The organism is Ketobacter alkanivorans, from assembly GCF_002863865.1.
In the GTDB taxonomy this organism is placed as follows: Bacteria; Pseudomonadota; Gammaproteobacteria; order Pseudomonadales; family Ketobacteraceae; genus Ketobacter; species Ketobacter alkanivorans.
Genome location: NZ_CP022684.1, coordinates 3,209,329 through 3,221,427, shown reverse-complemented (window position 1 = coordinate 3,221,427; position 12,099 = coordinate 3,209,329). Strand labels below are relative to the sequence as shown.

Annotated in this window: 10 protein-coding genes and 1 riboswitch; all 10 genes read left to right on the top strand. The window is 50.3% G+C overall.

The features are described 5' to 3' along the window. Window positions 1-14: 14 nt before the first annotated feature. The 10 genes from argA (at window position 15) to Kalk_RS13775 (ending at window position 12,091) form a co-directional block, all read left to right on the top strand. Window positions 15-1,349: an amino-acid N-acetyltransferase gene (gene argA, locus Kalk_RS13820; protein WP_101894807.1), complete on the top strand. Its 1,335-nt coding sequence runs from the start codon at window positions 15-17 to the stop codon at window positions 1,347-1,349. An 85-nt stretch (window positions 1,350-1,434) separates the two neighbouring features. Further along, window positions 1,435-2,763: a DsbA family protein gene (locus Kalk_RS13815; RefSeq protein ID WP_101894806.1), complete on the top strand. Its 1,329-nt coding sequence runs from the start codon at window positions 1,435-1,437 to the stop codon at window positions 2,761-2,763. A 9-nt stretch (window positions 2,764-2,772) separates the two neighbouring features. Next, window positions 2,773-3,600, top strand: coding sequence for a hypothetical protein (locus Kalk_RS13810; RefSeq protein ID WP_101894805.1), 828 nt, complete (start codon window positions 2,773-2,775; stop codon window positions 3,598-3,600). Further along, complete coding sequence (locus Kalk_RS13805; protein ID WP_101894804.1) at window positions 3,600-4,436, top strand: hypothetical protein; 837 nt, start codon at window positions 3,600-3,602, stop codon at window positions 4,434-4,436. The genes Kalk_RS13810 and Kalk_RS13805 overlap by 1 nt, the downstream gene beginning before the upstream one ends. 84 nt (window positions 4,437-4,520) lie before the next feature. Continuing rightward, window positions 4,521-7,535 carry a DUF3857 domain-containing transglutaminase family protein gene (locus Kalk_RS13800; protein WP_101894803.1) on the top strand — a complete coding sequence of 1,005 codons (3,015 nt, stop codon included), beginning with the start codon at window positions 4,521-4,523 and terminating at the stop codon, window positions 7,533-7,535. A gap of 240 nt (window positions 7,536-7,775) precedes the next feature. After that, a riboswitch (guanidine-I (ykkC/yxkD leader) is annotated at window positions 7,776-7,902 on the top strand. Window positions 7,903-7,965: 63 nt separating this feature from the next. Further along, complete coding sequence (locus Kalk_RS13795; RefSeq protein WP_101894802.1) at window positions 7,966-9,021, top strand: putative urea ABC transporter substrate-binding protein; 1,056 nt, start codon at window positions 7,966-7,968, stop codon at window positions 9,019-9,021. Window positions 9,022-9,095: 74 nt separating this feature from the next. Continuing rightward, window positions 9,096-9,923 carry an ABC transporter permease gene (locus tag Kalk_RS13790; RefSeq protein ID WP_101896327.1) on the top strand — a complete coding sequence of 276 codons (828 nt, stop codon included), beginning with the start codon at window positions 9,096-9,098 and terminating at the stop codon, window positions 9,921-9,923. Window positions 9,924-9,925: 2 nt separating this feature from the next. Continuing rightward, window positions 9,926-10,720 (top strand): ABC transporter ATP-binding protein, encoded by a 795-nt coding sequence (locus Kalk_RS13785; RefSeq protein WP_101894801.1) that lies wholly within the window; start codon window positions 9,926-9,928, stop codon window positions 10,718-10,720. A gap of 4 nt (window positions 10,721-10,724) precedes the next feature. Then, a complete protein-coding gene (locus tag Kalk_RS13780; protein ID WP_101894800.1) occupies window positions 10,725-11,441 on the top strand; it encodes an urea amidolyase associated protein UAAP1 in 717 nt (238 codons plus the stop codon). An 11-nt stretch (window positions 11,442-11,452) separates the two neighbouring features. After that, window positions 11,453-12,091 carry an urea amidolyase associated protein UAAP2 gene (locus Kalk_RS13775; protein ID WP_101894799.1) on the top strand — a complete coding sequence of 213 codons (639 nt, stop codon included), beginning with the start codon at window positions 11,453-11,455 and terminating at the stop codon, window positions 12,089-12,091. Window positions 12,092-12,099: the final 8 nt, after the last annotated feature.

Sequence of the window (12,099 nt, the reverse complement as noted above, 5' to 3'; positions counted from 1 at the left end):
GGAGGTTTAGCAACATCGATACGCAACCTGATCAAGCAGCGAACACCACAGACTACGTAAACTGGTTTCGCAACAGCACGCCCTACATAAACGCCCATCGCGGAAAAACCTTCGTCGTGGCCTTTCCCGGCGAGGCAGTCACGGCTGCCCGCTTCCCACAACTGATGCAGGATGTAGTGTTGCTGCACAGCCTGGGTATTCGGGTGGTTTTAGTTCATGGTGCTCGCCCACAAATTGATCAGCGCATGGTCGACAGCCAACTCCCCATTCAAATCGGACACCACCGCCGCGTAACCGATCAGGCGAGCCTGCCTGCCGTGATGGAAGCCATAGGCCGCACCGCGATTCAAGTCCAAAGCCAACTGGTTCAGTGCATGGCCGCCGCCCACCTGGGTGACAACAGCATCGTCTCAACGGGCAACTACGTGGTCGCCAAGCCCTACGGTGTTCACCAGGGCATCGATTACCAGCACAGTGGCGAGGTACGCAAATTGCGCCACGACGCCATACATAGGCAGCTGAATAATGGCCATCTGGTGCTATTGTCTCCACTGGGCTACTCTCCCACCGGCGAAGCCTTCAACCTGGTTTGGGAAGAAGTGGCAGAAGCCACCGCCACCAGCATCAAAGCGGATAAAATAATCTATCTGAATGAAGCTGAAGGCATACTGGCACCTGCTGGCGAGCTGATTCGTGAACTTACCGTGCCCCAGGCCAACGAACTGATCAGCCAGCTCGAAGACCCCAATTACACCTTAATCAGCGCCCGCAACGCCGTCACCCGTGGCACCAGCCGAGCCCACATCATCAGCTACGAAACCGACGGCGCTCTGCTGCAGGAACTGTTCACCGTAAACGGTAACGGCACCCTCATTACACAGCAAACCTACGAAAAAGTGCGCCTTGCCAATATCGACGACGTAGCCAGCCTGCTGGAACTGATTGAACCCCTTGAGCAGGAAGGTGTACTGGTGCGCCGCTCTCGTGAACTGTTGGAAAACGAAATCGAACACTTCACCCTCATTGAACGGGATGACAAAATCATCGCCTGCGCAGCCCTTTATCCGTTTCAGGATGAAAGCAGCGGCGAATTGGCCTGCGTGGTGGTTCATCCTGAGTATCGCCAGGGCAATCGGGGGGATACACTGCTCAAATCAATCGAACAGCGTGCCGCCATGCTAGGGCTTGGCAGTCTGTTTGTTCTCACCACGCGAACAGCACACTGGTTTATGGAACGCGGGTTCAGGAGTGCGACCATTTCAGAGCTGCCACAACACCGTCAATCCCTGTACAATTACCAGCGCAATTCCAAGGTATTTGTAAAACGGCTGACCGTAAAAAGCACCTAGCTTTAAAAAGCGCCTAGCAAGGGAGCGTTGGCGTTATAAATCACAGTTTCGCGGGAAGCGAACTGGGGGAACATACAGAACCAATATGACTTTAAGTAGAATGCTCATTCCATTCTTTGCGAAGATGGCAACCAGCCCCAAGACCCGCAACCTGAAGCGGGGCTGGTTTGAAGTAAAGCGGCGACTACTGCCGTCACTGAATACGGTTATCTTTTACCATCGGGTAAACGACCCCTATTCGCTACTGCTGTTGCAAGCATTACCCCGCTTTCTGGAAGATTTTAAAGTCAACCTGCAGATCCGTTTCGTGCTGGATTTGACAGAAGACGCCAATCCGCATCAAGATCTACAGGCACGCTATGCACTGGAAGACGCCAAACGTCTCGCCAAACTGCATGATCTGGTATTCCCTGAAGATGCCGAGCTGCCCACCGACGAAGACGCCCTCAAAGCCACCGCTATTCTGCTGAAACATCAAACCCGACCCAAGTTACTGCATCTGGTAACCGAAGTAACCGGCGCACTGTGGGGTTGCAGCACCACTACATTTCAGAGCGCTGCCAAGCGTTATGGCAGCCTCAAAGAAGCCGAAGCACGTAACTTACTGGCCCAATCGGGAGCCGAACTGTTGGCACGGGGCCATTACAACTCCGCCATGCTGTATTATGGTGGCGAATGGTATTGGGGGCTGGACCGACTGGCTCACCTGGCAGACCGGCTCAACAAACCCGGCATTCGTCGTGCCACCGGCGACATCGCCGATTATCAGCGCCAGTATCGCCATGTATTGCAGAGCTACAACACTCTGCGGCCGCGCCCCAAACAGGTCAAAACCCTGGACTTTTATTTCTCGTTTCGCAGCCCCTACTCCTATCTGGCGGCAGATCGAGTATTCAAACTGGCAGACCTGTACAAAATTCCTGTGATTCCCAAGCCAGTCATGCCCATGGTCAACCGGGGGATCGCCCTGCCCAAAGCCAAACGGAAATACATCCTTAAGGATGCCAAGCGAGAGGCAGAAAAACACAACATGCCATTCGGCAAAATCAGCGACCCCCTGGGTGATGGTATCAACAACGCCATGGCTCTGTTCGAATTCGCGCAGCAAAAAGGTCTCGACAAAGAATACGTTGTGTCCGTGATGAGCGGAATCTGGTCGGAAGGACTGGATATGACCCGCAAAAGCCACATGAAAAAAATTGTCGAACGCGCCGAACTGGACTGGGCCGAAGCCGAAGCATTTCTCGGTGGGGACAACTGGCGCAAACTAGCAGAACGGAACCGGGATGAACTCGGCAAATTGGGCTTGTGGGGAGTACCCGCATTCAAATACGGCCGGCTCACACTCTGGGGCCAGGATCGACTCTGGGCCTTGGAAAAGGAAGTTCTTGCCGGCACCAAAAATGGAAACTAGGAATACAACATGCGCGCACTACTGATCGTTATCGCCCTGCTACTGCCCAGCACCATATTGCATGCACAGCAGGCTACACCGGACCCGGCCCAGATCCAGAAACTGATCGAGGCCACCGGCCTGCAAAACCAAATCCAGCAGATACCGGAAGCATTGCGACAAACCGCAGAATCCCCCAACAACCCTGCCAGCGGCCTGATCAGCCCACTGATCACATCGCTGATCGACGTGTTTGACCCCAAAGAGATGCTTGCCATCCTGTCAGCGGATTTAATAAAACGGCTGGATGTACCCACTCTTTTGGATTCAATGAAATGGTACACAAGCAGTAACGCCCGGATCATGCTTGAAGCACAAACCCAGGCTACCCGGCCAGAAGCCATCGAGAAAATGAGCGCGGTGCTGCTATCCCAGACCGCGAACATCAGCGAACAACGCAAAGCACTATTACAACAAATGAGCACCGCAACCCAGGCCAACGACATTGCCCTGGATATGGTGGTCAACCTGCAAGCCGCTTTCATGAGCGGGCTTGGTGTGATCATTGCCCCCAATAAGCCTCAAAGCTTTCAACAGCTGCATGCCAGCTTCGATTCAAGCAAAGCCCCCATGCGGGAACAACTCAGCAAACAACTCCTGCTGCAACAAAGCGTAGCCATGGAAAGCGTGAGCGATGACACCATCAAAGAGTTCCTCGCCTTTGCCAATACCCCATCGGGTAAAAAGCTGTTCACAGCTGTCCGCGCCTCCCTAGACCATACGGTTCAGACTGTAGCCCAGCGCGTACCCCAAGCCATGCAAGCAAAAGCGGCACACACCATCCAACCCAAGCCCTGATGCGGTTGCAGAAACCATTCACTCTCCACACCATCGTTGGCCTGCTGGTGCTTGCTGTCAGTATACATTCGCAAGCACTGCCCCCCCAGCCAAACGTTTGCCAGCAGCCTCCATCCCGCTCCGCACTGATTCGCATCGGCGACTGGATTTACCGCAACGAATGCAATCGTCAACGACAATGCCTTGTGGACTGGAATCAGGGGGAGAGCTTTCCCTCCTTGGGCATCGGTCATTTCATCTGGTATCCGGCCAACCTGGATCAAGGTTATACAGAAAGCTTCCCCCAACTGATTCAGTATTTGCGCAGCAGAAACGCTCCGATACCAAAATGGCTGGAACGGCTTCATCCTTTCGATGCACCATGGCCCAACCGCAACGAATTCATAGGCAGCGCAAACAGCGAGAATATTGAAATTCTGCGCCAGTTTCTGGAACAGCATACAGCAGAACAAACGGAGTTTATGATGCAACGCCTTCAACTGGCGCTACCCCGGTTGGTAGAACACACTGCGCCACCACAACGGCGCACGCTGCTGCAAAAACTGGACGCCCTCTGCAACACCTCCAGGGGATGGTATGGGCTAATTGATTATGTGAATTTTAAAGGTGAAGGACTCACAGCCGGGGAAACGTATCAGGGACAGGGCTGGGGCCTGTTACAGGTATTGCAGAACATGGATGAATCAAGCTCGCCCAACGACGCCTTTGCACAGTCGGCGGCCAATATACTGACCCGTCGAGCCGCGCTGGCGCCAAAGCCGATAGAACAACAAAAGTGGCTACCGGGCTGGCTAAAGCGGGTTAACAGTTATCGTGGCGAGGCTATGCTAGACTGAAATCAAGTATACGTACCTGAGTCATAGACTGCCCTTAGGGATGCTTGATTCAGTGTCAGAACACAACTACAAGCAGTTACGACCATGCATACATCACAGAAAAATTGGGCTTTGCCCCCGATTCTGGGGCTACTTCTGCTCCTGCTAGAAGCAACCTGCTTCGCCAACTCCATCAACATCAGCAATACACCTGCCTGGGTCACACCGCTGGTAGTGCCGCCCACTATCGAATACCCGGAATCCGAAATACAGAATGGCATTTACTATCTGTTTTTAGATGTTCAGGTTCGAGCCAACCCTCAACAGCCTAGCGAAGTATTTCAGCACTATGCCGAACACATCGTGAATCAAAACGGGGTAGAAGAGCATTCACAAATCAACATCAGCTATGATCCCGCCTATGAAACCGTGCAACTGCATACACTGGCGCTCATCAGAAAAGGCACACGCATCGACAAGATCCCCACTGCAGACATGAAGATCCTGCAGCGGGAAGATGAAATGAGCAACCTGATCTACAACGGTGAACACACCCTGAATATCATATTAGATGATGTTCGCGTAGGTGACACCATCGAGTACAGCTTCACACGCAACGGCGAAAACCCGGTATACAGGAACATATTTGGTTTCGGCCACTACCTTAACTGGAGCGTACCCGTGGGCCAGTTAAAGTTGCGCATCCTGTGGAACAAGCCAACCGAGCTGCATTACAAACTCACTCATTCCAGCCTTGCTGTAACACAAAACAAAACACCGCAAGGCATAGAGTACTCCATCAACACAAAAAACATCGCGCCCATTCACAAAGAAGACTCCACTCCGGATTGGTTCGATCCCTGGGGCAGTGTCCATTTCAGCGAATCAAAAGATTGGCAGCAAGTTGCTGACTGGGGGGCGAGCCTTTATGAATCGGTATGGCTCAGCAATGAAGAAATGGATGCCTTGGTCAATGACATCAACAACACAACCGACACCGATGAAGAACGCATCAGCAAAGCGCTGCGTTTTGTTCAAGACGAGATCCGCTATCTCGGTATAGAGCTTGGAGAAAACTCCCACAAACCCAGCACAGCTTTCGAAACGTTTCAGCGCCGTTATGGCGATTGCAAAGATAAAACCGTGGTACTGATTACACTGCTGAACAAATTGGGTGTAGAGGCTTATCCAGCATTGGTAAACACTGACCTTGGCGAACAACTGGCAAAACGCCTGCCCAGCAATCGCGCCTTTGATCACGTCATCACCTACGTTAATCATAATGGCAAAACCTGGTGGCTAGACCCCACGCGCACCTATCAGCATGGCTTAATCGACTATATCCACCAACCCGACTTTGGTATGGCATTGGTGCTTCGCCCTGGCACCAGCCAGCTGGTAGAAATGGCGCCAAACAACACCCAATTCGGTCTGGAGGTTATGGATCGGTTTGTTCTGAAACGCGACACCAACCTGCCAGTACTATTCACAACCTCGTCCATATACGAAGGCTGGAATGCAGAGCGGCAGCGCAACCAACTGGCCAGCAATGGACAATCCAAGCTACAACAACAATATCTGGATTTCTTTGAATATTACTACCCGGACATTCAGGTACGACAAGATATAGCGATAAAAGATGATCAGCGCGAGAACAGATTAGCCGCTACGGAATACTACAGCATCAATAACTTCTGGGAGGACAATCCTAAGGAAGGCAAATTCACCAGCTCCTTTTATCCCAATGCATTAAGTAGCTATCTTGACATACCTGACGAGCTCCGCCGTCAACAACCGCTGTACCTGACCTATCCTCAACGCATTGCGCAAACCATTGAGATACAGTTCGCAGATGATGACTGGAATTTCGACAATGAAACCTTCACTGAGAAAAACCCCTATTTTACGTTTTATTATCGAGCCAAATACAACAAAACTGCCAAAACCCTGAAGCTCAATTTCAAGTATGAATCCAACAGCGATCACGTTCCTGCCAATGAATATAGCAACTATATCAACGCACTGAAAAAAACCCAGGATTACTTAAGCTACGGCATCTACCAGTACCATGATGAAGACACACCAGCCCCAACCGATTCTTCATCCAGCGCCGAAAACACCCTGTTCAATATCGAGTGGCACGAGCTCGACTACCGCATATTCATACTGATTTATTTGCTCGCCTACGTTCTGATTTTTGTGCTGTGGCGTCTGGACCAATGGCGTAACCCGTTTCATGGTGAAGCTATATTCTTCCCTGTCACATTACCAAAATTTCTGTTTATGTGGGTCGCAACGTTAGGCATATACCCCATGTACTGGTATTACCGAAATTTTCTCTATATCCGCCAGCAGCAGCAAAGTGCGATTATGCCAGCGCCCAGAGGGATCTTTTACTACCTGTGGTACTTCAATCTATGGCAACACTTAAAGCAGGATAACGACACACGCTTTGAGGCCTCGCACCTGCCCGGAAAAGCGCTGGCTACTCTGTTAGCAGCGGTATTTTTTATTGTAGCGATCATGATGAACAATACCGTACTGTGGATACCCTGCCTGATTATTTCAGCTGCCTTATGCCTTCCATTGGCAAACTACATATTGTTCATTAATGCTGAACATAAAGATGCCGTGCAACACTTCTCAAAATGGCGATTCAGGCATATTCTGCTGCTGATCGTGTCAACACCTGCGTTACTGCTTACCCTGGCACAGGAATCAGGCGCTATCCCCAACTCCATTGTTATCAATGGCGATCGTTTGTGGCAGCGGGATCTAAAGCAAATGCAGCGCCAGGGCATCATTCAGCCCGGCGATGACATTCTCTATTTTTACAGTGATGGCTTTCTGTCAGTCATGGAAGATGGCAACGGCATCACGCAGCGCCACGTGTTTTCCTATTGGAAAGAAGAAGACGGCACCTTAAGCAGCGAGCTGGCCCTGTATAGCGATATAGCGGATATCGAGGTAACCAAAGGCAGCACTCTGGGGGAGAACACCATCGTCAATATTCAACGTAAAGACGACAGTGATTTCGTGTTGTTTCTGGCAACCGACGAAGGCGGCGACACCCGCTTTATTCAAAAACTGAGGGAACATCTGCAAGCGGCAAAGTATTAAGCCAGCACGATGAAATCTGCACCATTAGAGTACGCCAGACTCAAAAGCGCGCCTTTTCGGGGCCGTCTTTTTACTTGATTACCGCAGCCTACCGTAAGAAAAGGTATGGTTTAAAATAAATTACCCGAACATCGGCCGCAGGCGCCGGGCATGGCACAAGCTTTGCTTTTGGTTTAAGTGAGCTAATCAGAGGAATCAATGGCATCATGCTATTGGCTCTGAACACATTTAGGCGCAACACCAATAGAACGCTAGGGTTCCGATCGGTGTCCAGTTATATGGGCAATCGATGGCTGGTCCGAGAGCTTTCGACCTTTCGCCGCTTCGCAGGCAAGGGGTTACACGGCGGGATAAAAGCCCGGGAGGCAATCATGGCATAGATGCCATTGACTCCTCTGCTTTAAAAACGTGTAACCTCTGGAGGTTAACCATGACCAAGCGCTTCACTACTGCACTTTGCATCCTCGCCGCTCTTACCAGCTTTGCTAATCACGCCACCGCCAAAGATTCGTTCAAGATCTGCTGGTCCATTTACGTGGGCTGGATGCCCTGGGATTACGGCGCGCAGCAAGGCATCGTAAAAAAATGGGCGGATAAATATGGCATCAAGATTGATGTTGTACAAATCAATGATTACGTTGAGTCCATTAACCAGTACACGGCTGGTCAATACGATGGCTGCAGCATGACCAACATGGATGCATTAACAATCCCCGCAGCTGGCGGAGTCGATTCCACGGCGCTGATCGTTGGTGACTTCTCTAACGGCAACGACGGCGTGGTACTGAAAGATAAAAAGTCCCTGAAGGATATTAAAGGCCAAACCGTAAACCTGGTTGAGCTCAGTGTTTCGCATTACTTACTAGCTCGAGGCCTGGAATCGGTCGGCATGGCTGAAAAAGACGTAAAAGTTGTGAACACCTCTGACGCCGACATGGTCGCTGCCTACACTACAAGTGACGTAACCTCGGTGGTTACCTGGAACCCTTTACTGAGCGAAATCACTGCAATGCCAAACAGTCATATGGTATTTGATTCCTCTCAGATCCCAGGGGAAATCATCGACCTCATGGTAGTCAATACCGATACACTGAAAGCCAACCCTAAATTCGGCAAGGCGCTGGTAGGCGCCTGGTACGAAATCATGAGTCTCATGAGCGCAGAAGGTAAAACGGGTAAAGAGGCACGCGAATTCATGGGCAAGGCTTCCGGCACTGATCTAGCGGGTTACGACGCGCAACTGGCGTCTACCAAAATGTTCTATACACCACAAGATGCCGTTGAATTCACTAACAGTGACAAACTTAAAACCACCATGAAATATGTTGCAGAGTTCTCTTTCGAACATGGATTACTGGGTGATGGCGCAGCTGACGCAGGCTTTATAGGCATCGAAACCCCATCAGGTGTTTACGGAGACAAAGCCAATATTAAGCTGCGCTTTGATCCATCTTTCACAAAGATGGCCGCTGAGAAAAAGCTGTAATCCAGCGACACTGTACAGGGGGCTGGTTGGCTTACAGCCACCCCCTCTCATCACCTATTGATGCGGCCCACATTATGAAGAAACTCATAAATCAACAGCCGAACAAAGCAAGTCTCTGGTTCCTAGGCATTACGCCTTTCATACTTCTATTGGTTCTCTATATGGGCGCCTCTAACGCTCGCCTGGCGGAGAACCCAAATGACAAACTTTTGCCTTCATTCAGCAGCATCTCTGATGCAATGGAAAGATTGGCCTTTGAGCCCAGCAAACGCAGCGGTGAATATGTTTTTTGGCAAGACACCGCAAGCAGCTTACAGCGACTGATGATTGGTGTCGGCATCAGTGCTTTACTGGCTCTGATCCTGGGGGTGGCCAATGGCACCATTCCTTACGTAAGGGCCAATCTGTCGCCACTGGTCACCGCTATTTCACTGGTTCCACCCATGGCGATACTACCTATACTATTTATCGTACTTGGGCTAGGTGAACTATCCAAAGTGATGCTAATCGTAATCGGTATAACCCCTTTTCTTGTGCGCGACATACAGCAAAGATCGATGGAGATACCCGCAGAACAATTCATTAAGGCGCAAACACTAGGGGCCAACACATGGCAAATTATTGTGCGGGTTGTATTGCCTCAAGTCATGCCACGATTGATCTCGGCCGTACGTCTTTCCTTGGGCTCGGCCTGGCTGTTTTTAATTGCCGCAGAAGCAATCGCTGCCACCGATGGATTAGGTTATAGAATATTCCTAGTGCGACGCTACCTATCGATGGACGTAATACTACCTTATGTCTTATGGATAACCCTGCTGGCATTCGCAATTGACTATCTACTGCGCCTACTCTCACGCTGGCAATACCCATGGTTTCACTCTCAGACTGCAGAGAGGAAATAGACATGAGCTATATCGAGATAAATAATGTTTGGAAAGAGTACAGTGATCAAATTGTACTGGAGCGCATCAATAATCAAGTCGAAGAAGGTGAGTTCATTACCATTGTTGGTGCTTCCGGATGCGGTAAAACAACTTTTCTAAACATGCTGCTCGGCACAGAATCCCAAACCAGAGGCAGCATCAGCATAGCCGGAAAACCACTGCGCAACGAACCCGATCAAGAGCGGGGCATTGTTTTCCAGCGTTATTCTGTGTTCCCTCACCTCACCGTACTGCAGAATGTGTTGCTATCCCGCGAGTTTGAGCAGAGCCCATTGCTTTCGAGATTGTTTGGCGATGCGAAACACAAAGCAGCTACAGAAGCCCGCGAAATGATTGAGGCAGTTGGCCTAAGCGCCGCACTGGACAAATATCCACATGAGTTGTCCGGCGGCATGCAGCAAAGGCTCGCCATTGCTCAAGCGCTTATCAAAAAGCCACGCATTCTGTTATTGGATGAACCTTTCGGCGCACTGGACCCCGGTATTCGTGCAGACATGCATCAATTGGTTCTAGACCTTTGGCAACGCTATAAGCTCACAATATTTATGATCACTCACGATTTAAAAGAAGGCTTTTATTTAGGCACACGACTTTGGGTATTCGATAAAGACAGAATTGACCCGCAAGCACCCGGCGCATTTGGCGCACGTATCACCTATGACGTACCTGTAGGTTCAGTAAACGCAGACATCAGCAAGACTCTAGAGAAATCAATTCAACAAACAGCAATATCCAATCCGGAACATGCGGAGTAAAACCATGACCGAAACTCTTTATCAATACACGGTTCCCGCAGCTGCTCATTGGTCCCTGCGAATTCGTCGTGGCACTACCTTACGCCTTACGGATGTAGAAGGTGGTGCCAATCTAGGCATGATGCTATACAACCCTGAAGACCTGCTTGAAAAGTATAATGCACCAGACACCCTGAAATGCCAGCACACCTTTAAACTTACGCAGGGCAACTGTTTGTATTCAGATATGGGCCGAATATTCTGTTCAATTACTGAAGACTCCTTTGGCTGGCATGACACTGTTTGCGGAACCGCAAACAAAGCCATGGTTCAAAAAAAGTGGGGCGAGAAAAACTACCAGTCTGCCCATAACGAGTGGCATCAAAACGGTTACGACAGCTTCCTGGTCGAACTGGCCAAATATGGTCTGAACGGCAAGGATCTGGCTTCCAACCTCAACCTGTTCAGCAAGGTTGTGGTCGATAACGAAGGCAATCTGAGCCTCGACGCTAAACACATAAAAGCCGGAGCCAACATTTCTCTGCGTTTTGAAATGGACACTCTAGTAATACTGCACACCTGCCCTCATCCGCTCAACAGTGAAGCGGCGTACCCCTACAAACCTGTGCACTGCGAGCTGATGACCACGCCACCAATGCCAGAGGATGATTACTGTTTGAACTTTTGCCCAGAAAACCGGCGTGGCTTTGAGAACAATCGCCTTTATCACTTTTTCCGTTAGGAGGTGACACCATGATACAAGAAAGCACCTTAGAAGCAGCGGACGCCGTGTTCCGTCAAACAGTACCAGCGGGCGACTATTTTCTTAAAGTCATTGCGGCGGGGCAAACCCTCCGCATCCTGGATCTAGAAGGTAATCAGGCTGCAGACACATTATTCTATAATGCTAATGATGTTTCTGAACGCTACAGTTCCATGGATACCATACGCGAACAAGGCAATATCTATCTCACTGCAGGCAGCAAATTGATGTCAAACCTTGGCAACGAAATGCTTGTTATTGTTGCAGACACCTGTGGCCGCCACGACACACTGGGAGGGGCCTGTGCAACAGAGAGCAACAGCGTACGTTATGATCTTGAGAAACGCTGCATGCACGCCTGTCGTGACAGCTGGATGCTGGCCATCGCCGAGCACGAAGAATTAGGGTTCACTAAACGCGACATCACCCACAACATCAACTTTTTCATGAACGTACCAGTAACCGCACAAGGTGGGCTTACCTTTGAGGACGGAATTTCCGCACCAGGGAAATATGTGGAAATGAATGCAGCCATGGATGTTATTGTTGTGATCTCCAACTGCCCGCAACTGAACAACCCCTGTAACGGTTACAACCCTACGCCCGTGGAAGTGCTGATCTGGAACTGATGAATTCA